Source organism: Nesterenkonia rhizosphaerae (assembly GCF_039544555.1).
GTDB lineage: Bacteria > Actinomycetota > Actinomycetes > Actinomycetales > Micrococcaceae > Nesterenkonia > Nesterenkonia rhizosphaerae.
The window spans coordinates 16,945-40,130 of sequence record NZ_BAABLW010000003.1; the positions used below are offsets into that span (position 1 = coordinate 16,945).

The 23,186-nt window shown below is 63.6% G+C and carries 21 protein-coding genes; 11 read left to right on the forward strand and 10 right to left on the reverse strand.

The genetic code is table 11. The annotated features are described in order from the left end of the window. Window positions 1-13: 13 nt before the first annotated feature. The gene (locus ABEA23_RS03595; RefSeq protein WP_345476708.1) at window positions 14-1,225 is read left to right on the forward strand and encodes an MFS transporter; all 1,212 of its coding nucleotides are present in this window, start codon (window positions 14-16) and stop codon (window positions 1,223-1,225) included. 87 nt (window positions 1,226-1,312) lie between these two features. Continuing rightward, window positions 1,313-2,119, forward strand: a complete 807-nt coding sequence (locus ABEA23_RS03600) for a MerR family transcriptional regulator (RefSeq protein WP_345476709.1) — start codon at window positions 1,313-1,315, stop codon at window positions 2,117-2,119. On the opposite strand, the gene ABEA23_RS03605 is transcribed toward ABEA23_RS03600, so the two are convergent. Both ABEA23_RS03605 and ABEA23_RS03610 read right to left on the reverse strand, forming a co-directional pair. After that, complete coding sequence (locus tag ABEA23_RS03605; protein WP_345476710.1) at window positions 2,082-3,713, reverse strand: ABC-F family ATP-binding cassette domain-containing protein; 1,632 nt, start codon at window positions 3,711-3,713, stop codon at window positions 2,082-2,084. The genes ABEA23_RS03600 and ABEA23_RS03605 overlap by 38 nt on opposite strands. Before the next feature lie 366 nt (window positions 3,714-4,079). Continuing rightward, window positions 4,080-4,874 (reverse strand): SDR family NAD(P)-dependent oxidoreductase, encoded by a 795-nt coding sequence (locus tag ABEA23_RS03610; RefSeq protein WP_345476711.1) that lies wholly within the window; start codon window positions 4,872-4,874, stop codon window positions 4,080-4,082. 116 nt (window positions 4,875-4,990) lie between these two features. Between ABEA23_RS03610 and ABEA23_RS03615 the strand changes: the two genes are divergently transcribed. Then, window positions 4,991-5,575, forward strand: a complete 585-nt coding sequence (locus ABEA23_RS03615) for a TetR/AcrR family transcriptional regulator (RefSeq protein WP_345476712.1) — start codon at window positions 4,991-4,993, stop codon at window positions 5,573-5,575. Between the two features lie 24 nt (window positions 5,576-5,599). Here the strand turns inward: ABEA23_RS03615 and ABEA23_RS03620 are convergent, their stop codons facing one another. Further along, entirely contained in the window at window positions 5,600-6,085 is a 486-nt protein-coding gene (locus ABEA23_RS03620) for a hypothetical protein (RefSeq protein ID WP_345476713.1), read from the reverse strand. Window positions 6,086-6,268: 183 nt separating this feature from the next. Between ABEA23_RS03620 and ABEA23_RS03625 the strand changes: the two genes are divergently transcribed. After that, window positions 6,269-7,501, forward strand: coding sequence for a sensor histidine kinase (locus tag ABEA23_RS03625; protein ID WP_345476714.1), 1,233 nt, complete (start codon window positions 6,269-6,271; stop codon window positions 7,499-7,501). Continuing rightward, window positions 7,498-8,136, forward strand: coding sequence for a response regulator (locus ABEA23_RS03630; protein ID WP_345476715.1), 639 nt, complete (start codon window positions 7,498-7,500; stop codon window positions 8,134-8,136). Before ABEA23_RS03625 ends, ABEA23_RS03630 begins: the two co-directional genes overlap by 4 nt. A 93-nt stretch (window positions 8,137-8,229) precedes the next feature. On the opposite strand, the gene glpX is transcribed toward ABEA23_RS03630, so the two are convergent. Continuing rightward, the gene (gene glpX / locus ABEA23_RS03635; RefSeq protein WP_345476716.1) at window positions 8,230-9,291 is read right to left on the reverse strand and encodes a class II fructose-bisphosphatase; all 1,062 of its coding nucleotides are present in this window, start codon (window positions 9,289-9,291) and stop codon (window positions 8,230-8,232) included. 157 nt (window positions 9,292-9,448) lie between these two features. Here glpX and ABEA23_RS03640 point away from each other — a divergent pair, with 157 nt between their 5' ends. Continuing rightward, the gene (locus ABEA23_RS03640) at window positions 9,449-10,144 is read left to right on the forward strand and encodes a DUF4245 domain-containing protein (RefSeq protein ID WP_345476717.1); all 696 of its coding nucleotides are present in this window, start codon (window positions 9,449-9,451) and stop codon (window positions 10,142-10,144) included. Continuing rightward, complete coding sequence (locus ABEA23_RS03645; RefSeq protein ID WP_345476718.1) at window positions 10,137-10,793, forward strand: carbonic anhydrase; 657 nt, start codon at window positions 10,137-10,139, stop codon at window positions 10,791-10,793. Before ABEA23_RS03640 ends, ABEA23_RS03645 begins: the two co-directional genes overlap by 8 nt. 3 nt (window positions 10,794-10,796) lie before the next feature. Here ABEA23_RS03645 and ABEA23_RS03650 read toward each other — a convergent pair whose 3' ends face one another. Further along, entirely contained in the window at window positions 10,797-11,252 is a 456-nt protein-coding gene (locus ABEA23_RS03650; RefSeq protein ID WP_044496038.1) for an acyl-CoA thioesterase, read from the reverse strand. A 265-nt stretch (window positions 11,253-11,517) separates the two neighbouring features. Between ABEA23_RS03650 and ABEA23_RS03655 the strand changes: the two genes are divergently transcribed. Further along, complete coding sequence (locus tag ABEA23_RS03655) at window positions 11,518-12,033, forward strand: prepilin peptidase (protein ID WP_345476719.1); 516 nt, start codon at window positions 11,518-11,520, stop codon at window positions 12,031-12,033. A 42-nt stretch (window positions 12,034-12,075) separates the two neighbouring features. Next, window positions 12,076-12,573 carry an NUDIX hydrolase gene (locus ABEA23_RS03660; protein WP_345476720.1) on the forward strand — a complete coding sequence of 166 codons (498 nt, stop codon included), beginning with the start codon at window positions 12,076-12,078 and terminating at the stop codon, window positions 12,571-12,573. 129 nt (window positions 12,574-12,702) lie between these two features. Here ABEA23_RS03660 and ABEA23_RS03665 read toward each other — a convergent pair whose 3' ends face one another. After that, window positions 12,703-14,127, reverse strand: a complete 1,425-nt coding sequence (locus tag ABEA23_RS03665; protein ID WP_044495976.1) for a class II fumarate hydratase — start codon at window positions 14,125-14,127, stop codon at window positions 12,703-12,705. Between the two features lie 138 nt (window positions 14,128-14,265). Between ABEA23_RS03665 and ABEA23_RS03670 the strand changes: the two genes are divergently transcribed. Beyond that, window positions 14,266-14,973: a rhomboid family intramembrane serine protease gene (locus ABEA23_RS03670; RefSeq protein WP_345476722.1), complete on the forward strand. Its 708-nt coding sequence runs from the start codon at window positions 14,266-14,268 to the stop codon at window positions 14,971-14,973. A gap of 9 nt (window positions 14,974-14,982) precedes the next feature. Here ABEA23_RS03670 and phoH2 read toward each other — a convergent pair whose 3' ends face one another. From phoH2 to ABEA23_RS03685, 3 genes are all read right to left on the reverse strand, one after another. After that, on the reverse strand, window positions 14,983-16,278 hold the full coding sequence (phoH2, locus tag ABEA23_RS03675) for an RNA 5'-3' helicase PhoH2 (protein ID WP_345476794.1): 1,296 nt from the start codon (window positions 16,276-16,278) through the stop codon (window positions 14,983-14,985). 547 nt (window positions 16,279-16,825) lie between these two features. Beyond that, window positions 16,826-17,035 carry a DUF559 domain-containing protein gene (locus tag ABEA23_RS03680; RefSeq protein ID WP_345476723.1) on the reverse strand — a complete coding sequence of 70 codons (210 nt, stop codon included), beginning with the start codon at window positions 17,033-17,035 and terminating at the stop codon, window positions 16,826-16,828. An 884-nt stretch (window positions 17,036-17,919) separates the two neighbouring features. Then, window positions 17,920-19,980: a dipeptidyl-peptidase 5 gene (locus ABEA23_RS03685; protein ID WP_345476724.1), complete on the reverse strand. Its 2,061-nt coding sequence runs from the start codon at window positions 19,978-19,980 to the stop codon at window positions 17,920-17,922. A 54-nt stretch (window positions 19,981-20,034) separates the two neighbouring features. Here ABEA23_RS03685 and ABEA23_RS03690 point away from each other — a divergent pair, with 54 nt between their 5' ends. After that, window positions 20,035-22,347, forward strand: a complete 2,313-nt coding sequence (locus ABEA23_RS03690; RefSeq protein WP_345476725.1) for a thioredoxin domain-containing protein — start codon at window positions 20,035-20,037, stop codon at window positions 22,345-22,347. A gap of 11 nt (window positions 22,348-22,358) precedes the next feature. Here ABEA23_RS03690 and trhA read toward each other — a convergent pair whose 3' ends face one another. Then, window positions 22,359-23,105: a PAQR family membrane homeostasis protein TrhA gene (gene trhA / locus ABEA23_RS03695; protein ID WP_425577105.1), complete on the reverse strand. Its 747-nt coding sequence runs from the start codon at window positions 23,103-23,105 to the stop codon at window positions 22,359-22,361. Window positions 23,106-23,186 lie beyond the last annotated feature (81 nt).

The window sequence follows — 23,186 nt, forward strand, 5'->3', positions numbered from 1 at the left end:
CGAGAGGTCTCCTATGAGCACGACTTCCCAACCCACACCGAGCTCTCACGGCCCGAGCCCGCAGCCGTGGTGGGCAATCGCCGGCACTGGAGCCGCCGTCATCGCCATCTGTTACGGCTTTGCTCGTTACGCCTACGGACTCTTCGTGCCTGAGTTCGCTGCCGCCTTCGATCTGGCCGCCTCGGGCATCGGCATGCTCGGCGGCATTTCCACCCTGGGCTATACCGCTGGCCTATTCGCCGCACCGCTGCTGGCGAACAGGTCTTCACGGGCGGCGACAATTACCGCTGGGGCCAGCGCGAGCCTCGGCCTGCTGACCATAGGGCTGGCACCGGTGCTTCCGGTGTTCGCCGCAGGGCTCTTCCTGGCCGGAACGTCGGCGGGCCTGGTCTCTCCGGCAGTGGCGCAGCTGGTGACCGACACTGTGGCGTCGCGGATCCGGCCGCGCGCTCAGACCTGGGCGAACATCGGTACCAGCTTCGGGCTGGCGGCTTCGGCGTTTACTCCCCTGCTGAACTTCGGTTGGCGGGTCACGTGGGTAGGGTTCGGCGTCGTCGCGGGTCTGGTGACTCTTGCGGCAGTGATGCTGCTGCCCCGTACCCGTGGCGCAACCGTGCGCAACTCAGGAGCGCAGGGCTCGAGGTTCAGGCGCCCAGGATTGGTGGTCCTTCTGGCGCACTCGCTGCTTCTTGGGCTGACCAGTGTCCCCTACTGGAATTTCTCGATCCAGCGACTACAGGATCTAGGCGCCGACGGCGCGGTGGCTGCATGGTTCTGGCTCTGTATAGGAGCCGCCGGGCTGCTGGGCGGTCTCACCGGATCCCTGTCCGGGCGATTCGGACTGACTCGGGTCAATGTGGCCGTCTGGACTCTGTGGGCAGTCGCTCTCGGGGTGATGGCGCTTCCCGAGCCGAGCCTGATTGCGCTGTTTGTCTCGGCGGGACTCTTCGGTGCGGCGTTTATGGCGCTCACTGGAGTGTGCATCTTGTGGGCTGCCCGGCTGTACCCCAAGGAAACGGTCCGTGGTGTGACACTGTCGTTCTTTTTCCTCGGGATTGGGCAGACCCTAGGATCACCACTGGCCGGTGCAGTTGCCGACGGCGCTGGGCTCGGGGCGGCTTTTGCCGGTGCCGCCGTACTTAGCCTGCTGGTCTGGCTGCAATTGTTCCCATCTCTGCGCGCCCCTGAGGATGGGTATCCGCACCAGTCCCGGAGCCCCAGCTGACAGAATCAAGGCAACCGAGCTGTTGCTTGCAGGCATGTATGGCACCGGTATTGACTCTGACACTGTGGGAGACGGTGAACTAGAAGCGTGTTATCCATTGGAGCCTTCGCTCAGATCGGCCAGGTGACTCACCGCATGCTGCGGCACTGGGACTCCGCGGGCCTGCTGATTCCTGCCCATATTGACCCGTTCACCGGTTACCGCTCATATGACCCGTCACAGTTGGAGCAGCTGCACCGCATTATGGCGCTGCGCCAGCTGGGTTTCGGCATCGAGGACATCTCCGCGCTGCTGACTGATGAGATCAGTTCGGCGGAGCTGGCTGGGATGCTGCATCGGCGCAGGGCCGAGGTGGAGCAGGAGCATCGGATCGCTGAAGCTCGCCTGGCCGATGTTGAGCGCAGACTCCACCTCATTGAAAAGGAGCACCACATGTCATCCCGTGAAATCGTGAAGAAATCCCTGCCCGCCCTCCAGCTGGCCGCTCGTAGGGCCGTCGTGGCTGAACAGCCCCAGATCGCAGAGGTGGTGGGCCCCTCCTTCGATGCGATCGCCTCCATCATCGGCAGCACACCAGGGGCGCTTGAAACTCCGGTTGCCGCCTACAACATGACCGAGGAGGGCACCGAGGTCACCGTGGGCTACGCCTACTCGGGCCCGGAGCAGCAAGGGTTTGAGCTCATCACCCTGCGGCAGGAACCGGAGGCGTTCGTCACGGTGCATATGGGACCTATGATGCAGATCCACCACAGTTGGCAGGCCCTGCATGAGGAGATCCTTGCCCGCGGGTACGAACCCTCCGGCCCCTGCCGAGAACTCTACGTTCGAGCAGAGTCGGCAGATCAGTCGGACTGGGTCACCGAACTCCAGCAGCCGGTGCGCCGGGCAGGTTGATTCTGCGGAAACCGCCCAAGTCCGCAATCATCTGGCGATCATGCGTGGCAACGACGACGGCTGCCTTCGTCACCAGCAACGCTTCTGTCAGCTCGTCCACCAGTTGCATCGCCAGGTGATTCGAAGGCTCATCCAGCAGCAGCACATGAGGCCGCTCGGCTAAGCGCATCGCCAGCTCGAGCCTTCTCTGCTGCCCCTGCGATAGATCTGCTACCGGTACTCGCAAAGCTTCGGATGGAAGCAGCCCCAGACCAGACAGGGACACGGCATCGCCGGGGCTGATAAACCTGGAGCTCACCAGCGCAGCGACATGTGCCTCGAAGACCTCCCGGGCAGAGTGCGACGCCGTCCACGCTGGGTTCTCCTGACCCACCAGGGAAATCCGGGCCCCGGTTCGGCGGTGCACGTTCCCTTGATCCGGAGCCAGCGCACCGGCCAGCACCCTAAGCAGCGTTGATTTGCCGGCACCGTTGGGCCCGGTGACCAGCACTTTATCGCCGCCGCGCAGCCGCAGGCTCACCGGGTCGAGCCGATCAGCCACCGCAATCTGTTCGGCGGAAAGGTACACAGCGGTCGACTTGGAATCCAAACGCGGAAAATTCAGCCGAAGCGGCGGTGGTGGCACACTCATCTGGTGCTGCTCCAGCGCCTCCGCCTGGCGCTTGACCTGCTGCACCACTGAAGGAGCCCTGGACTGGCGCTGGTGTTTGCCCGTGCCCTTCTCCGGGCGCCAACCGGTGGAGAGCCGGTTCTGCGCAGCAGAGAGCGAGTCCTGCAGCCGCCGGCGCTCAGTCATCTGCCGCTCCTGCTCCCAGGATTCACGCTCCTTAAGCCGCCCTTGCTGCCAGCCCTCGTATCCGCCCCCGTAGAGCCGAGCTGCGCCGTCGTGCGTTGGGTCCAGGTCGAGAAAGTGGGTCGCCGCATCTTTCAGCAGCTGCCTGTCATGGCTGACGATTGCTACTCCCCCAGGATGTTCGCGAATCTTCTGCGTCAGGAAGTCCAAGCCCGAGGCATCGAGGTGATTTGTGGGCTCGTCCAGCAAAAGCAGGTCCTGCTGAGCACCGAGCAAGCACGCGAGTCGCACCCGGTAACGCTGCCCAACTGACAGGTCAGCAAGCAGGCGGGAGCGATCAGCGCAGGCGCCCAAGGCCTCGAGTGCGATATCCACGCGCCGGTCAGCATCCCAGGCATTGAGGTGTTCAGCTGCCTCCAGTGCCTGGGCAAACCTGTCAGCATGGTGCTGCGGATCCTTGGCCAGAGCCGTGGCAGCCGCATCAAGTTCCGCAACTGCCCGCCGCGAGGGCTCGACGGCCTGGTCGATAAGCACCCCCACGGTATCGGCGGGATCAAAATCCAGCGCTTGTTCGGCAATGGCTACCGTTCCTGACCGGCTGATACTGCCGGCATCGGGCGTCACGCGTCCTAGCAGGGTGTGCAGAAGAGTGGTCTTGCCTCGGCCATTCTCCCCGACAATGGCCAATCGAGAGCCTGCGCTAAATCGGAAGGAAAGCTGGTTGAGTATGGTGCGGTCGCCGCGCACCACTGTGAGGTGATCGGCGGCAAGGTGAAATGGTCTTAGTTTCAGAGTGGACACTGCTGCTCCGTTTGTTCATTCAGCGGAGCCGGGCGCGCGCAGAAAATGCGCGGGAATCAGCAGGTGATAATTGGGCTGACGCTCGCCCGGCTAGATTTCTGCCGGTGCTTTCGGCGTGCAGTGTCAATGACCCGACGTCAGTGATCTGAAGTCAGTGACCCGAAGGGGTCAGCAAAGTGCTGCGCGCCGTCAGAGAGCGGAGCGCAGGCGGCGCGAAGGCATGCCCATGTGTTTCATAACAATCCAGGATAGCAAAAGGGCCAGCGGCACTTAGCCCACGTTTGACCGGGCCCAAACCTGCGTTATCGGAGCAATCCGGGCCCCAAATGCAGGTTCTGGCCCGGTCATCTGGTTACTGCCGGGTGTTTAGCCGACGTCCTTCATCTTGGAGGCGATCATCCGGATGGCGCGTTCGGGAATGATGCGGCTGAGCCGGTCGAACAGCTTGGCGTCATTGCCAATATGCAACCGGAACTTCTTCTTGGTGACGGCTTCCACGATCTGCCGAGCAGCTTCTTCCGGGGGCACCGTCTTCGCCTCAGCGGCTTTGGCGTCATCGCCGGCGTCACCAAGTCCCGAGTTCTTCTTAATATCGGTGCCGATGGCCCCGGGAAAGACTTCCGTGACCTGCACCGCGGTCCCCTGCAGCTCCGCATAGAGTCCTTCGCTCAACAGCCTCACGGCCGCCTTGGATGCCCCATAGGCGGTCTGACCTGGAACAGGCAGAATCGCGCCCATGCTGGCAATGTTGACAAGGCTTGCCTCTGGACGATCGAGGAGATACGGCAGAAAGGCCTTCACCATGTTCACAGTTCCCCAGAAGTTCACGTTCATCACGCGTTCGATGACGTCGAACTCCAGATCTTTGACGTGGACAAAAGGCTGAATGATGCCGGCGACGTTAATCACGCCATCCACAGTGCCATGGGTGGACACGACCTTCTCGGGAAGGGCCAGCACGGCCTCTCGGTCAGCGACATTCAACGGGTGGATGGTCAGAGCGTTGCCTGCACCAGCCAGCACCGCCGTCTCCTGCAGGCCTGACTCATTGAGATCCGCAGCGGCTACACGAGCGCCCTGTTTCAGCAGCTCCAGAACAGTGGCACGACCGATGCCGGCCCCGCCGCCGGTCACAACAATTACTTTTCCTGAAACGTTCATTTTGAGCTCCCCGTGACCCGCAAGTAATTGGCCGCAGATGTCCGGGCCGAACCCGCAACCATCCGGACCATAGTGTCCGGTAGTCCAATGGTAACCGCATGACCGATGATTAGCGCATGCCAGCAAGGAAAGAGACCTCAGCGAAACGCCCAGGCCGAGCCAATCGCGGCCCCTCAGCCGGCCCAGAAAATCGCCGGGCCCTCGTGGATGCTGCCCGCGCGGAGTTCGCACTTCACGGCAGCACCGTACCGCTGAGTCGGATCGCCAAACGGGCAGGGGTCGGACAAGGTAGCCTGTACCGCCACTTCCCTGGCCGCACCGCACTAGCCGCGGCCGTCTTCCGAGAAGACGTGGAGAACCTGTGCAAGCAGGTCGAGGCAGCGGAGAACCCCTACACGACCTTGATGAACACTATCCAAGAGCGCGCGCCGGAAGCCGCGGCGTTAATCGACCTCCTTACTGCCGAAGAGGACCTGCCGGACCAGGCCGAAGCGCTTCGATCGGATCTGGAAGGGCTGGTGAGGGAGGTCCGGCGGGCGTCTGTCGCTGCTGGGCACATGCCCCAGCGGGCCACCGAGGAGGAGCTGGCCGCCGCCATTCGCATGTTCGCTCTCACCCTGGCCCATACCGCCGAAAGCACCAGGCAGAACACCGCACTGCGAGCTCGTCGAATTATTGACTCCTGGTTCCAATCAAGCTGATGATCAGCAGCTGGTGAGGTCTCCTTAAGAGGCGGGTTGCATCTGCTGGAAAACACCAGCGGAGAGCAGCCCGCCCTCCCTCTGCGCGTCCTCCTCCATTGCGCGGCGAAGTGCCTGAGTACCCTGCACCAGCGCACTCAGATCCTCGGGGGCGAGATCGGCCAACATATCCATGGTCACATCGCGCCGGTCGGCTGCGGCGTCAAAGAGATCCATCGCCTCATCGGTAGGCGTCAGCCGCTGGCTGCCTGGGGGTATCGGCGCAAGATATCCGTGCTCGATGAGCCCGCCCAGGGTGGCGTCCACACTGTGAGGAGGCAACTGCACAAGGGCAATCAGTCTGGACTTTTCGGTCACCGCGCCAGAAGCGACTAGGAGAATGATGCGCAGCTCATGCATCGTCAAATTGGCGTCGAGAAACTTATCCAGCCGCTGGGCGAAGCTGAATTTGGCCAGTGCGAGCCGGTCATCAAAATACTGCTGCAGCAGCTCATCTGTAGGGAGATTCATCGTTGCGACCTTTCTGCCTTACGGTCTGGTTCGGGCACCTGTTGTGCCCCTTCCCTACGAACCTAAGGCCGCAGACTTCAGGAATGCATCGGCCTGCAGGCGTCAATCGGAGTCGCTCGACGGCGACGTATCAGTCGCCTCATGACGACTAGCTCTGGTCAACAGCACACCTAAACTTGAATCATGTCCGCCGCCGCTCCCCGTATTGAACGATTCCCATTGATGGGGCAGCTCCACAGATGGTTGGCACAGCGCCCGAGAGTTGCTGATGCGATCCTCGCTATTACCGTCACGCTCCTGGTGAGTTGGCTCATCCAGGCTGAAAACGGAGGATTCCGGGCGCCGGACGCGGCGGCCTATCTTTGCGCTCTTCTGCTGGGCGGTGTTCTTCTGTTCAGGCGCCGGTATCCGATGACTGTGCTGCTGCTCAGCGTGGCAGCCCTCGGCGGCTACACGGCCATGGGATACCCAAGTATCGGCGTCGGCCTGCCGCTGGCGGCTGCGCTTTTTTCTGCTGCGGAACGCGATCGCCATCCCTGGCCTATCAGCCTTGCCGCCGCGCTGGTCTTCACTCTGTTCTTTTCGGTGCTCGCCGCGTCCTTTGTGCACGAGGCAGACACCAATGTCTTTTCCATGTTCGTCCATAGCTGGGCTGCCGATATCGCACTGATGGCAGCTGTCATCGCTCTGGGCGACAGCATCCGTGCCAGGCGGGACTTAGCGCAACGGTCCGCTCGTCTGGTGGAAGCTACCGCCGAGCACGAACGGTCCCTTGCTCAACGAGTCGCGGCGGAGGAGCGCACCGCCATCGCACGCGAGCTTCATGACACGCTTGGTCACCAGAACACTGTCATCAGCATGCACGCGGAAGTAGCCACGGCAGCTCTGCCAGGAGAACCGAAAATCGCGCAAAGCTCACTTGCTGTCATCACGTCCACAAGCCGCGGCATGATGAAGCAATTGCGTGACACCGTCCATACCCTCAGGGAACACGAGATCCGTCAGCCGTCACTGGACATCAAGACCCTCGAAAAGACTGTTCTGGCCGGATCCCCCCTGGAGCTAGACACCGATATCCGTACTGGGGCCGACCTAGATCATGATGTGGAAGCGACTGCCTACCGGATCGTCCAAGAAGCGCTGACCAATGTTGCCAAGCATTCACACGCTACTCGCGCCTTCGTTCAGATCCGGGATGAGGATAACCAAGTGAGCATCGTGGTCCATGACGAAGGGCCCCTTCGCCACAGGCCAGGCACTGACAGCTCAAGAGTTGGAATACTGGGCATGAAAGAACGGGCCGCGGCACTGGGCGGATGGCTCACTGCCGAAAGGCAAGGGGACGGTTTCGAGGTGCGCGCCGCTCTCCCCACACACAGGTCCCCGCAGCACCGACCCACGGGAGAGCGCGCATGATCCGCCTTCTGCTTGTCGATGACCAGCCACTCATCCGTGCCGGGCTCAAAGCTCTCGTGGAGAACGACCCCGGAATCGAAGTTGTGGGCGAAGCTGAAAACGGCCGGAATGCCGTGAGCCTGACTCGCGATCTGAAGCCGGACCTAGTTCTCATGGACATTCGAATGCCAGTCATGGACGGCGTGACCGCCACGCAGAAAGTCGCCGAGCTCGACGACGCTCCTCCGGTACTGATACTGACAACTTTCGACGATGACACCGAGGTCTTCAGCGCACTTCGTGCCGGGGCTAAGGGATATCTCCTCAAAGACACCCCCGGCGTCGAGTTGCGCCAGGCGATACAGGACGTCGCGGCCGGGAAGTACCCGTTATCTCCGCAGATCACGCGCAAACTGATTGATCATGTTGCGGCAGGAACCCCCACCGGCAACGGACCTGACCTCTCAGCTCTCACAGAACGAGAGTTTCAGGTGCTCAGGGCGTTGGCTCAGGGCCGTAACAACAACGAGATCGCAGCCGAGCTGTACCTCAGCCCCGCCACCGCCCGGACCTATGTCAGCCGTATTCTGACAAAAGTCGGAGCCCGGGACCGTACAGAGCTGGCGATTCTCGCCCATCGGGCCGGTTTGGCCTAACCCGCGTTTGATCGGGCCGAAACCTGCGTTACCGGAGCAATCCGGGCCCCAAACGCAGGTTCTGGCCCGGTCAGCTGGTTGCCTCCGACAAGGTCAGCGGGTGTAGGACTCCCATTTGCGACGGCGGTGCTCAGCCTCGACAATCCGGACCGTGCCGGACTTCGAGCGCATCACAATCGACTGGGTGGTGACCCGATCACCCTGATACCGCACTCCGCGCAGCAGGTCGCCGTCGGTGATGCCGGTAGCCGCGAAGTAGCAGTTATCACTGGTCACCAGCTCTTCGGTGGTGAGGATCTTGTCCACGTCGTGGCCGGCGTCGATGGCTTTCTGGCGCTCCTCATCATCCTTCGGAGCCAGCCGGCCCTGAATCACGCCGCCGATGGCACGGATCGCACACGCGGTCACGATGCCTTCAGGGGTGCCACCGGTGCCCATCAGCACATCCACGCCGGTTCCCTCGCGAGCGGCCGCAATAGCTCCGGCCACATCGCCGTCCATGATGAACCGAGTGCGGGCGCCTGCCTCGCGGATCTCTTCCACCAGCTTGGAGTGGCGCGGACGGTCCAGCACGCAGACATTGAGCTGGTCGATGCTCTTACCGGTGGCTTTGGCGACCAGGTGCAGATTCTGCTTCACCGGCAGCCGCAGATCCACCATGTCAGCCGCTTCGGGACCGGTGACCAGCTTGTCCATGTAGAACACCGCGGAGGGATCGAACATCGAACCGCGCTCGGCCACAGCCAGCACTGACAGGGCATTGTCATAGCCCAGGGCGGTCAGCCGGGTCCCGTCAATAGGGTCCACCGCAACATCAGCCTCGGGTGCGGCGTCGTTACCGTGGCGCCCGTTGCCCACACGCTCACCGTTGAAGAGCATCGGCGCTTCGTCCTTCTCGCCTTCACCGATGACGACGACGCCGTTGAGGTTCACCGTGTCCAGCAGGGAGCGCATGGCGTCCACTGCCGCGCCGTCGGCCCCGTTCTTATCTCCGCGGCCCACCCAGGCGCCACCGGCAATGGCAGCAGCCTCGGTCACCCGCACCAGCTCCAGGGCCAGGTTGCGGTCCGGCTCGGAGTCCCCCACCGCCAGTCGCGGCGAGAGCTGCGCGAAGGACTGATCGTCGTGGTTGAGGGTGTCTGCCGTGTCGTTCATGGGTCACCTTGTCTCTAGACTCCGGCACGCCTTTGTCCGGTTCATCATTCAGCATATCGGGCCGGGACCGTGGCGCGTGAGAACCCTCGGTCCATGTGACCGAGCCGCCTCGTCACAGCCGCCGAGGCAGCCGGCCGACGATGAGAGAATAGAAGGCGTGACTGACCGAGACCAGGATGACTACACAGAGCCCACTAAGCATGAGGATGAGGCCGGCCTCTGGCGCCATTTGGAGGACGACGACGCCCCCTCGGCTGCCGCGGGCGAGTCCCCGAAGCCGCAGCTGACCCAGTCCCAGGTCAAACGACTGACCGCCCCCATGATCGGCATGATCATCACCATGGGTGTACTTTCTTTGGTGCTGCTGGCGCTGTGGTTCATGAACCCCGAGCCCGATGTCACCTATAGCCGTGATGAGAATGTTCCCGAGGCCGCATCCTGGGCTGCCGGCGTCACCGAATACGAGCCGATCAGCCCGCAGGTGCCCGAGGACTGGAGCGCCAACTACGCACGCTGGGAGACTCGCGCGGAACACGGAGTCCAGGTGTGGGAAGTCGGCTACACCACTGCCGCAGTGAACTTTGTGGGCTTCGCGCAGACCGACCAGGCGAATCCTGCCTGGGTCAACGAAGAGACCCGGCAGGCCCCGGCCACCGGGACCGAGACTGTTCAGGGCCTGGAGTTCGAGGTCCGTGAAGAGGGCGACCGGCGCTATCTGGTGCTGGACGCCGAGCAGAATACGATCGACGGCACCACTGTGGTCATCGGCGGTGACGCCGGTGAGGAGGAGTTCTCCCAGGCAGTGGAGGCCATTATTGAGGCCATCGGCCAGGAGGTTCCCGAGAATGAGTGAGCAGACTCCCGCATCCCAGACCGCTGATCAGCTGGTATCAGCTCAGCCCACCCCGGCCGAGGCGTGGCAGCTGCTGAAAGAGGGCAACGCTCGATTCGTCTCCGGTGACGTGCGCCACCCGAACCAGAACGCCGCACGCCGTTCCTCGCTGACTGACTCCCAGCATCCGGTGGCCGCAATCTTCGGCTGCTCTGATTCTCGGCTCGCCGCAGAGATCATCTTCGACGTCGGCCTCGGGGATGTCTTCGTGGTCCGTACCGCTGGCCAGGTGATCGACGACGCTGTACTGGGTTCTCTGGAGTTCAGCGTCGACACGTTGAAAGTGCCGCTGATTGTGGTGCTCGGTCATGACTCCTGCGGTGCGGTATCGGCTGCTCTGCAGTCTGCGCAGAGCGGTGACATGCCCAGCGGATACGTCCGCGACCTGGTCGAACGCATCCTGCCTTCAGTGCTCAGCGCCCGCCGGGCCGGCTCCGAGACGGTCAATGAGACCGTGGAAGAGCATGTGAAGCAGACCGTGGCGCGGCTTAACAACCATTCCCGGGCCCTGCATGACGCAGTGCAGGAGGGCCGCACCGCGGTGGTCGGAGTGACCTACCGATTGGCCGAGGGCCGGGCGGATCTGGTCACCACCCTGGGCGATCTCTAGACCTCAGACTGCGGTGATGGTCCCGGTGGCCGGGTGCTCGGTGGGCATCCGGTCCCGGTCGTAGGTGATCTCTGCATAGCCGTGCGGTGCCGGCTGGCCGTGTTCATCCAGACTGACGAACACCAGCCGCTCCACGGTGAGGATAGTGCGCCGGGTGATCATGTTCCGCACCACCGCGCGCATGGTGATGGAGGTGCGCCCGAAATGCGTAGCGCGCAACCCCATCTCGATCAGATCGCCCTGCATCGCTGAGGCCTCGAAGTTGATCTCAGAGATGAACTTGGTGACCACCCGGTGATTGCCCAGTTGGATGATCGCGTAGATAGTGGCTTCCTCGTCGATCCACCGCAGCAGACTTCCGCCAAAGAGCGTGCCATTGGCGTTGAGATCCTCAGGTTTGACCCATTTGCGGGTGTTGAAGGTGACACCCTCGGCCGGGACTGGACTAGCCGGTGTCATTTCGGTTCCGGAGGACGGTGCTGAAGACGGGCTGTCGGGGCCACTGGTGGACTGGTTGCTGCTGTGTTCACTGCCCATATCTCCACCCTAGGAAGATCTGCCTGGAGATTGCCAGGAGTGCCGGCTGGGAGTTTAATCAGAGGCCCTCCGCGACGTTCTGGTCGGCACACCGGGGCTTGAGCTGTCACCCGAGATGACGGATTCTGTTTCCACAGTTTCTTGCACGTCCTTTCGGTCTGCGCGGTTTTGTTTCTAGGCTTGGGTCGTGATCCCCCTCATCGGTGAATTACTGACCTCGGGCTCCCCCGGCCAGATGGTGGCCGGGGTGCTGCTGCTGGGCGGTGGCGCCATTTTTGCGGTCTGCGCAGTGGCTCTGAGCCTCATCGACTTAGAAGAACACCGGCTCCCCAATCGGATTGTCTATCCCTGGGCCGGGATCACTGCCATCCTGTTAGTGCTCATCACCTTCCTCCTCGGTGACGGCCCCGGACTGGGTCGCGCCTTGGCCTCCGGGCTGCTCTGGGGCCTGGGGTTCCTGCTGATCAAACTGATCTATCCGCCCTCGTTGGGCATGGGGGATGTGAAGCTCGTGGTGGTGCTGGGGCTCTATGCCGGGTTCCTGGGCTGGGAGACCCTTGCTGCCGCCGTCGTACTCTCATTTCTGTTGGGCGGGCTGACCTCGGTGGCATTGCTGGTCACCGGACGAGCCCAACGCAAGACGCGGGTGCCGTTCGGGCCGTTTCTGATCCTCGGCACTGCGCTGGCGCTGATCTTCAGTTGAGGATCCGCGCTCACTCAGCGCAGGACGCATAGGCTGGGGATCATGCCGACTCCTGAATTCATCAAAGAGCTGCGCAAGGATATTGGGCATAAGCCGCTGTTCCTGCCCGGGGTGACTGCCGTGGTGCTGCGCCGCACTGACCACGACGGCGCCCCACTCCCCTCCCCTGAGGTGCTGTTGGTGCGCCGGTCGGACAACGGTCGGTGGAGTGTGACGTCCGGGATTCTGGAGCCCGGAGAAGAGCCGGGGTCCAGTGCTGCGCGCGAGGTGCTGGAGGAGACGGGTATCGAATCCCGTCCGGTCCGGGTGGCGGGGGTCTCCGATCACGGGCAGGTGCGCTACCCCAACGGGGACGAGTGCTGGTTTACCGATATTGCCTTCGAGATGGAGTACCTCTCCGGTGAACCGGTGATCGGCGACGATGAATCCACTGACGTCGCGTGGTTCCCGGTGGATGCGCTGCCTGAGCCGTTTGTTGAACCCCACCGCGAACGTATCCAGTGGGCGTTGGAGACCGGGGCTCCTACCCGGTTCCGTTAAAAGGCCGCTTCCGCTGAAGGGCCGGTTCCGCTGAAACCTCAGCCCGGCTGGCGACGAAAAAGCGTCCCCGCATCCTTGGTTCTGCAGGATGCGGGGACGCCTCTTGTCACTGGTGAGTGAGCCGTCGGATCACCCGGGCTGGGTCATCTTCATCACGTCGAGCGCGCTGTCCAGCTGCTCTTCGGTGAGTTCGCCGCGCTCCAGGTAGCCCAGCTCCACTACGGCCTCACGCACGGTAACTTTGTTCTTCACCGCGTGCTTGGCGATCTCGGCTGCGGCTTCGTAGCCGATGTGCTTATTCAGCGGGGTCACCACGGATGGGGAGGCGCCGGCCAGGAAGGCTGCACGCTCTTCATTGGCGGTCAGACCCTTGATCATCTTGTCGGCCATCACGTAGCTGGTGTTCTTCAGCAGACGGATGGACTCCAGCAGGTTCGCGGCCATCACCGGGATGCCCACGTTCAGCTCGAAGGCTCCGTTGGTGGAGGACAGCGCCACAGTGGTGTCATTGCCGATCACCTGGGCGCAGACCTGAATGGCGGACTCGCAGATGACCGGGTTGACCTTGCCGGGCATGATCGAGGATCCGGGCTGCAGGTCCGGGATAGCGATCTCGCCCAGGCCGGTGTTCGGGCCCGAGCCCATCCAGCGCAGGTCGTTGTTGATCTTCATCAGCGAGTAGGCGATGTTGCGCAGCTGACCGGAGGCCTCCACCAGACCGTCGCGGTTGGCCTGTGCTTCGAAGTGGTCGCGAGCCTCGGTCAGCGGCAGGCCGGTGTCCTCGGCCAGGCTGGCGATCGCCTTCTCAGCAAAGCCCAGCGGGGTGTTGATGCCGGTGCCCACGGCGGTGCCGCCCAGCGGAACCTCTGCCACGCGCGGCAGTGAGGATTCGATGCGCTCAATGCCGTAGCGGACCTGTGCGGCGTAGCCGGAGAACTCCTGACCCAGGGTCACCGGGGTGGCGTCCATCAGGTGGGTGCGGCCGGACTTCACCACATGGGCGAACTCCCCGGCCTTCTCCTCCAGTGCCTCAGCCAGGTAGGCCAGGGCGGGCTTGAGGTCATTGATCAGCGCGGAGGTAGCGGCAACATGAACAGAGGTGGGGAACACGTCATTGGAGGACTGCGAAGCGTTGACGTGGTCGTTGGGGTGGACTTCCTTGTCCGAGCCCTTGTCCTTCAGGTAGCGGTTAGCCAAGGTGGCCAGCACCTCGTTGGTGTTCATATTCGAGGACGTGCCGGAGCCGGTCTGGAACACGTCCACCGGGAAGTGCTCATCCAGCTCACCGGTCTCCACCTGCTCGGCAGCGGCCACAATCGCCTCAGCCAGCTCGGCGTCGAGCACGCCCAGTTCGGCGTTGGCCTTGGCAGCAGCCTTCTTCACACGGGCCAGCGCCTCAATATGGGCGCGCTCCAGAGTGCGTCCGGAGATCGGGAAGTTCTCCACGGCACGCTGAGTCTGTGCGCGGTAGAGCGCCTGGGCGGGCACCTTCACCTCGCCCATGGTGTCGCGCTCAATACGGTATTCAGTCTGGGATGCAGAAGTCTCTGTCATGCCCCTCATTCTAGGGAGCCGCGGCTCCGATGACATATCTGTGACGGTCCGGCGTCTAAGGCTACTCAGGGTTGAATCAGGGTGAGGTTCAGGGGCGGCCCGACGGCGGCGTCGTCGTGATTCTCATACGATGGCTGTATGAGCACCCACTTCCAGCCCGGCGGCGAACCTCGTGACACCTGGTCTGGCATCAGTCAGGACTTGAAGTCCACGTTCTTCCGCACCATGGGCCCGGTGGTGCTGCCGTTGGCGGCAATGTGGGTGCTGTATTTCGTCAGCATTTTTGTGGGCAATTGGCTCAACCGTTCGCTGGCCTTGCAGGCACGGGAACTCGACGGGCTGATAGGCATCCTGTTCATGCCGCTGCTGCACGGCGGCTTCGGCCATATTCTGGGCAACACCATGTCATGGTTGGTTCTGGGCGGCATGATCGCGCTGCTGACCAGGCGATTCACCCGCATCATGGTGGCCATCTGGCTGCTCTCCGGGGCCATCCTGTGGATCATCGGCACCCCCTGGGTCTGCCATGCACCCGAGGGACTGGGCTGTGTTGGCCTGCATATCGGCGCCTCAGCGGTGGTGTATGGCTTTGCCGGGTTCCTGGCCCGACGGGTGCTGGCGATTCTCTTCGCGCTGTTTGTGCTGTTCTTCTACGGGCTCTCGATGATCGGCGGGATGATGCCGTTCAACTCCGGCGGGGTCTCCTGGACCGGGCACCTCTCCGGGGCGATTGCCGGCGTCGTCGTCGCGTTCTTCTTCACGAAGGAGGCGCGTGCCGAACGTCTGGCACGCGCCTCCTCACGGTGGAACGACGGCGGGGACTTGCCTCCGCTGAGCTACCGCTAGATTCTTCGGTTACTCCTCCAGCAGTTCGGTGACCAGCGCGGCGATCCGGCTGCGTTCGGAACGGGTGAGGGTCACGTGGCCGAAGAGCGGATTGTCCTTGAGGATCTCCACCACTGCGGCCACACCGTCATGGCGGCCCACTCGCAGGTTGTCCCGCTGGGCGACGTCGTGAGTCAGCACGATCTTGGAGTTCTGCCCCATGCGGCTCATCACCGTCAGCAGCACGTTCTTCTCCAGTGACTGCGCCTCATCCACGATCACCCAGGCGTCGTGGAGGCTGCGGCCGCGAATATGGGTCAGCGGCAGCACCTCCAGCAGGCCGCGGGCCATGATTTCCTCCAGCACGTTTTCGCTGACCAATGCGCCGAGAGTGTCGTAGACCGCCTGGCCCCAGGGGTTCATCTTCTCCTGCTCGCTGCCGGGCAGGTAGCCCAGTTCCTGACCACCTACGGCATAGAGCGGACGGAAGACGATGATCTTCTTATGCTCGCGGCGCTCCAGGACAGCTTCTAGGCCGGCGCACAGCGCCAGCGCGGATTTGCCGGTGCCGGCGCGCCCGCCCATGGACACGATTCCGATCTCCCGGTCCATCAGCATGTCGATGGCCAGCCGCTGTTCAGCGCTGCGCCCATGAAGTCCGAAGATCTCGCGGTCACCACGGACGATCTGGACGTAGCGTTTGGAGGTCGCGTCGATTTTGACTCGCCCCAGCGCTGAGCCATGCGTGGACTGGATGACCAGCCCGGTGTTGGTGGGCAGGTCCTCTGCTTCGTCCAGCTCGATGCGTTCGCCGTCGTAGAGTTCTGAGACTTGCTCTTCGGTGGCGCTGACCTCGGCGAGGCCGGTCCATCCGGAGTCGGTGACCCATTCGTTGCGGTACTCATCGGCGTCGAGCCCCATGGCGGAGGCCTTCACTCGCATGGGCAGGTCCTTGGAGACCACCGTGACCTCGCGGCCCTCATCGGCGAAGGATTTGGCCACCGCCAGGATGCGGGCGTCATTGTCTGGTCCGCGGAAACCGGCGGGCAGGACCTCCTGGCTGATGTGGTTGAGTTCCACCAGCAGGTGCCCGCCGTCGTCGTTGAGCGGGATGGGCCGGTTCAGCGCGCCGTATTTGGTGCGCATTTCATCCAGCAGCCGCAGCGCTGAGCGCGCGTAGTAGCCCAGCTCTGAATCGTGGCGTTTCTTCTCCAGTTCGGAGATGACCACAATCGGGATGATGACCTCGTGCTCAGCGAAGCGCAGCACAGCTTTGGGATCTGAGAGCAGCACGGAGGTGTCCAGCACGTAGGACTTCTGCGCCACCTGGCGGGCAACAACAGAATCAAGGTCCGGGGTGAGAGCACCGTCGGTGTGTGCGGTATTGGTGTGGGCCACAATGTCTCCAGACAGTAAAGGGCGCGCAGAACGCAAAAGGCCCCACAGCTGAGCAGGTATCGGCTTCGAGCTCGAAATCTTCCCCAAGATCGAGTTCGACGTCCTCTACCGCCTCGGCTGCAGGACCTGGTGTGTCCCCGCATCGATAGTCGGATGGTGGTCGGTCAGCCCCTCGCCAGCTGAACGGCTGGGGGCCGGACCGGCCCCTGGTGCCATAAGGCATAGCGTGTGGGCCTTCCGGTCAGTGTTCTGACATTTCTAAATGTAGGCCCCGCCGCGGCCGGTGCTGCGCAAGAAACACCCAACGACACGTGACATCTGCGTAAACGGAAACTAACGCCTGGCTGGATGCTCCAGCGGCCCGGGGGTGGAGGACTGCCGTGAGCTGTGCCTTGTCACCCGCTTGTCCCCGCTAGAGTGGTCAATTTGCTGCGCTTGCGACCGCGTGAGACGCAGCAAATTGACCACTCCATGATTAGTCCTGTGCCCGCAACCTGATCGCGGCCCCTATCTGCTGCACCGCCTCGCGAAATCCGTCCCGGAAGTCCTCCCGATTGAAGCGCAACACTAGCCAGCCCTGGGCAAGGAATGCGTTGTCGCGACGCTGATCCTCCCGAGCCCGCTGCGGATTGAAGTGGACCCCACCGTCGTACTGAATCGCAATCTTCCACTGCGGGTATCCCATATCCGCGCGATACCCCCTGGGCGCACCGGGAGTCGGGGGTACCTGCAGTACGGGCTCCGGAAGGCCGCTCCCTACTAGCTTCAGCCGTAGCTTGGTTTCGGGGAGCGAGTCTGCACCAACTCTAATCATCGTCAGAGCAGCGACAGCTCGAGGCCTTCCTCTAAAACCTCTGCGGCCTTCGACCGCAGCTCGTAGTTGGGCCAGTGAGCAATAGGGTGCAGCGCGTCTCTCATAGCGGCGGTTTGGTATACGGACGAGGTGATCTCCGGCGACCACTAGATCGTCTACGCCACAGAACGCTGCCAGATCGCACCAGGTGCGTGCAGCAGAGGTGAGCCGTAATCCTTGATGGATCGTCACCTCTTCCTCACTTACTGTCGAGCGGTGCCCCACCACATCACGACGCCGCACCCGAAAGTCCGTTTCACGAGAGTGGCTCATATGTACCTCTGGTGTGTACAACCGCCTAGGAAGAGGACAGTTAAACACTCGCGCAGCGGAGAGGTGGGAGATCCATCCCTGCGGGTAGTCGCTAGCTACCCCCTGAGCACGGAGAAGATATAGCTCTTCTTCATCGGCAGCATCAGCTAGATGGCGCGGTATATATACGCCAGAACCGAGCGGCACGAGGTCTGCGCGCAGCAACCTATTCCGGGGTATCCCCCATCTCGCTAAGCGAGCGGCGGTGAGAGGCTGGCCCAGAAGCGGGGCGGGTAGTTCTTTGCTTCGCATACCTCAAGAATGAGGAGTTGTCCGCCGCAGCGCTTGCGCTGGCACTGCATCTGGGGAAAACGCAAGTGGACAATTTGCTGCGCTTAGTCCGGGGAAAACTGCAGCATATTGTCCATCCGAGGACGCGCCGGGCGGGCTAAGGGCCCGCCCCCCTACCCGCGGTTCAGCTGCAGCTGCGGGACGCCCGGGGGTTCGAAGCCGAAGATCTGCCCGTAGAAGCTCAGCGACGCCTCGAAACTGGCCACAATATTCTCCGCCTTCCGGAACCCGTGCTGCTCACCGGCGAACAAGAGGTAGGCGTGCGGGATGCCTTTGGCGGCCATCGCATCGCGGAACTTCTCGGCCTGGTTAGGCGGCACGATCCGGTCCTCATCACCCTGCAGCAGCAGCACCGGGCACTCCAGCGAGTCCACATGGTTCAGCGGAGCCCGCTCTCGATAGATCTGCTCATCCTCCGGGTACCGGCCGATCAACTGATCCAGATACCGGGACTCAAAATCGTGAGTGTCCTGCGCCAGGGCCACCGCGTCAGCCACCCCGAAGCTGGAGACCCCGGCGCTGAAGACGTCGGTGCGGGTCAAGCACGCCAGGGTGGTCCAACCGCCGGCGGATCCGCCCTCAATGCCGAGCCGGGCGCCGTCGGCGATTCCCTCCCGCACCAGGTGCCGCATCACCGCCACGGTGTCCTCCACATCTACGACGCCCCACTGACCCTTGAGCCTGTCGCGGTAGGCCCGCCCGAAGCCGGTGGAGCCGCCGTAGTTGATATCGACGACGCCGATTCCTCGGCTGGTGTAGTAGGCAATCGCCAGGGACAGCCCCACGGCTGCCTTAGCGGTCGGACCTCCGTGGACCTGCGCGATGAACGGCGGCAGTTCAGCCTCCGGCGCAGCGAAGCCCTCCTGCCGCGGCCGGTAGAGCACCGCATGGACTTCCTGCCCGGAATCGGTGGTGACGGTAATCGGTTCCGGCACTGGCAGCAGCGCCGGGTCCGGTGCGTCCTGGCGTGATGAGCGGATGGTCCGCAGCTGCCCCAGGCGCGGCGCATCACCGGCAATACTGAGCTGACCCACGGAGATCGCGGCGAATTCATCTGCCTGCACCCCGTAGACCGCCACCAGCCCATCGGCGCGGTATGCCACCGAGGAGATGGCGGTAGCGGCAAGTCCCAGTTCCACTACGGATCCCTCCGCCAGGTTCACCACACCCAAGGAATCTGTGGCAGTGCCGTGGATGCTCAATGCCCGGTCCGGGCCGATCATCTCCAGCCAGCTCATGCCCAGCTGCCACAGCGGACCGGCATATTCCTGCTCATCCCGCAGCAGCTGCGCCGGTTCACTGGCACCGGCACCGTCGAAGCTCACACGCCACGGGTTCCACCAGCCGCTGCGGTCGCTCACATACACCAGGGTGTCAGCATCAGCCCACTCTGGGTTCAGCACCGAGGTGCCAGTATCCCCATCCACCACAGTGGAGTTCACGACGACGCCGTCCTGGAGCTGCCCCACGTGCAGTTCGGTGCCGTCCCAGGGCATCTGCGGGTGCTCCCAGCTGATCCACGCCAGCCGGGCACCATCTGCAGAGAGTCGAGGATGGGCCACAAAACGTGCCGAAGGCGTGACTCGGCGGATCGCCGCGGCGTCCTCAGCGGCTGAACCATCCAGCGGAACTGCGGCAATATAACGCTCAATCAGCGGGGCACCGGAAGAATCACGGGCATCGTGGTGCTGCTCGCAGACCCACCAAACCTCCTGATTCCCATCGGCCAGGGTGACCGGTGTGGGCTGAGCCCAGCGCAGCGAGGGGCCGTGCGCCGCCGGGACTTCCTCCCCCACCGGACTGATAGGAGCGGGCTCTTCTCCCTCCCGGAACCGGTAGATCCGCTGGTCAGCGAAGTTCACAAAAAGCACCAGCGGGACGGCGTCGTCGTTCTCTGTCAGGGCGGTCCAGGAGGCACCACCGTATTCATTGACCCGGGACCGGGCATTAAAGGGTGCCGGCAGCACCGTGACGGTCTCGGGTGATTCGGTTTCGGCGGTCACGGCTCCGGCGGTGCGCACAATCGCCTGCCGCCCGCCTTCAGCGGCAAGCCCCTCTGTCCACCACAGCTGGTCTCCCACCCAGGTGGGACCGCCGAGGCGGTTGCCGCCCACTGCGAGCTGTTCGGCGGTAATGGGCGAGGGCCAGGATCCATAGGGCAGTGTGGTCACCATGGCCATAGCCTAAACGTTGCGGGTTCTCTGAGGCTTCGGTTGTAGCGTGGCGCTATGGCTCACCGACTCGCAACTGCTCAGTCCGCCTACCTCCGCCAGCATGCCGATAAGCCGGTGGACTGGTGGCCCTGGGGCCCGGAAGCCTTCGCCGAGGCTGAACGCCGAGATGTGCCGGTCTTTGTCTCCATCGGTTATGCCGCCTGCCATTGGTGCCATGTGATGGCTGGTGAGTCTTTTGCCGATGACCAGGTCGCTGCGCTGCTCAATGAGCGGTTCGTGGCGGTGAAGGTGGATCGGGAGGAGTATCCCGACGTCGACGACGCCTATATGGCTGCGGTGCAGGCGATGACCGGTCAGGGAGGCTGGCCGATGAGTGTGTTCACCCTGCCCAACGGTCAGGTCTTTCATGCCGGCACCTATTTCCCGCCTCGCCGAATGGGCCAGATGCCGTCCTTCACCGACGTGCTGCAGGCTGTACATGAGGCCTGGGTCCAGCGGCGGGATCAGGTCCAGGAGCAGGCCGGGCAGATTGCTGAGGCTCTTGGTAACCAGCGTCGGCAGCAGTCCCAGCTGGCTACCCTGGCCGCTGATGCTCCAGCGGCAGGCGAGGACGGTACCAACACCGTGGGCTCACCTGTGAGAACACCTGAACAGGACGACGACGCCCCGTGGGCTGACCTTTCGCCTGGGGTGATGCAGGAACTCACCGACGCCGCCTTGGCTGCGCTCACCGAGCAGGAGGACCCGGTGTATGGCGGCTTCGGGCAGGGCGCCCCGGCAGGCGGCACGCAAGGATCAGCCAGGGCAGCGGTGCCCGGCCCGAAGTTCCCGCCCTCTCCGCTGCTGGGATTCTTGCTGGAGGACTCCGCGTGGCGGGCCGATTCGCCAGCCTCCGGGCTCGCCCTGCGGACTATGACCGCCATGGGCGCCTCAGCGCTCTTTGACCACGTGGAGGGCGGATTCGCCCGTTATGTCACCGATGGCGCCTGGGCTCTGCCGCATTTCGAGAAGATGCTCTACGACAATGCGCAGCTGCTGGGTCACTACGCCCGGCTGAGCATCCATCCGGCGGCAGATTCTCAGCAGCGCGAGGATGCCGAACGGGTGGCCCGCATGACCATCGACTGGCTGCGGCAACGCATGCTGCTCCCTGCTCAGGGAACCGAGTCGGCTGGTCTGTTCGCGTCCTCCCTGGACGCGGATACGGTGCTGCCTGATGGCAGCCATGTAGAAGGCGGCACCTACCTCTTCAGCGACGCCGAGCTGCGTGAAGCTGCCGCTGCTGCAGGCTTAAGCGCGGAGCAGGCCGATCAGCTCGCTGCGGCGAATCACGGTGTCCCTGCGGATGAGCATGCGGTGGCCCGCGCGGCACAGTCCGGGGATTCGGTGGCCTACTCCAGAGATACCCCGCGCACGTTGAGCTTCCTGGCACCGAATTTTGAGTCTTCGCTCTCCGATGCGCTGCGTCCGGGATGGGAGCAGGTTCTGCCTGAGCTGCGGCGTCGACGAGCTGCGCGGACTCAGCCGGCCCGGGATGACAAAGTTGTGGCCGCCTGGAATGGGCAGGTCATCCGCTCACTAGCCGAGGCGGCCGCCGCCTGGGATGACCAGCAGCTGCGGGATTTCGCGGAGTCTGTCGCCGAGCAGCTGTGGCAGGTCCATGTGGAGCAGACCGGCAGCTCGGCGCGGGTCTACCGGACCTCATATGCAGGAATCCGCGGGAAACGGTTGGGCACACTGAGCGATCACGCTCAACTGATCAGCGCCTGTTTCGCATTGGCCAGCGCCGGTGCGGACCAGCAGTGGATCACGCGGGCTCAGGCGCTGTTGAACTTCGTCGGCGAACGCGCTCGGCAGCGCAGCTCCGACGGCGGGTGGGCCCTTGCTGAAAGCCTGGAAGCCGATGAGCTGCTCAGTTCCGCGCAGAACGGGCCCATGCTGGCCACACCGCTGGATGGCCCCGAGCCCGGCGGGATCGGCGTACTGGCCCAGGCTCTGCAGACCGCTCAGGCGCTGCAGACCGCCCCTGGCATCCAGGTGGATCCGCCGCTGCGGGCTGAGCAGATTCTGCATCATCTGCCGGTAGCCGCCGGACGGATCCCCACGGCCGTGGGAGCGTCGCTGCTGGCAGGCCGCCGGGCCGCCGTGGGCTCCCCGGCACTGCGGGTGATCTCAGCAACGGCAGATCAGCTGGCCGAGATTCGCCGTGCCGGTGTGCTCTATGGGTTGCCGGTGGAGCCGGTGGATGAGGCCGCCGTCGGCGATGACCTGCCCCTGCGGCTGAGTCTGTGTCTGAACGCGCCGGGACGTATGGTGTGTCTTCCTCCAGTGAGCAGCGTGGCAGAGGTGCTTGCCGCACTGCGCTGAGGCTGGTGTGCCTAACCCAGGAAGGCGAACATGATCGCGATGTAGTGGCAGGTGAAGCCCACCAGGGTGCAGGCGTGGAAGAGCTCGTGGAAGCCGAACCACTGGATGCTGATATTCGGCCGTTTCAGCGCGTAGAACACTGCCCCGATGATGTAGGCGATGCCGCCGGCACAGATCAGGATGGCGGCCACCAGGTCTGCGGCGAAGAAGTCCCCGAGGAAGACGACGGCGGCCAGGCCTAGCACGATGTAGACCGGGGTGTAGAGCCAGCGCGGGGCCGAGGTCCAGAACAGCCGGAAGGCCACTCCCCCGAGGGCACCGATCCATACTGCGGTCAGCAGGATGATGTCTTTGGGGTCCGGCAGCAGCGCAAGGGTCAGCGGGGTGTAGGTGCCGGCGATGATCAGCATGATGTTGGTGTGGTCCAGGCGCTTGAGCAGTAGGGCGGTGCGCGGGGACCAGCGGCCCAGGTGGTAGGTAGCCGAGACGGCGAAGAGCAGCAGGCCGGTGACGGCGTAGACGGCTGCGGCAATGCGCAGTGTGCCGGTGGGGGCTAGTGTCACGGCCACAATGCCGGCGGCCAGGGCCAGCGGCACCATCCCGGCGTGCAGCCAGCCGCGCATCCGCGGTTTCAGCGGGACATCGGTATCAAAGAGTCGGTCCGCCGGAGCGACATCACCGGTGGGAGTCTGGGCGGGAGCATGCTCGGGGGCTTCGGGGCTGTTGTGCTCAGTTGACGTCATACGTGGATCACCCATACATACCAGTCTACGCCCCGGAAGTGACTGTCCAGTAACATCGTTGGGCGCACTGTCCCGCCATCGACGTCGCTTAAGGTG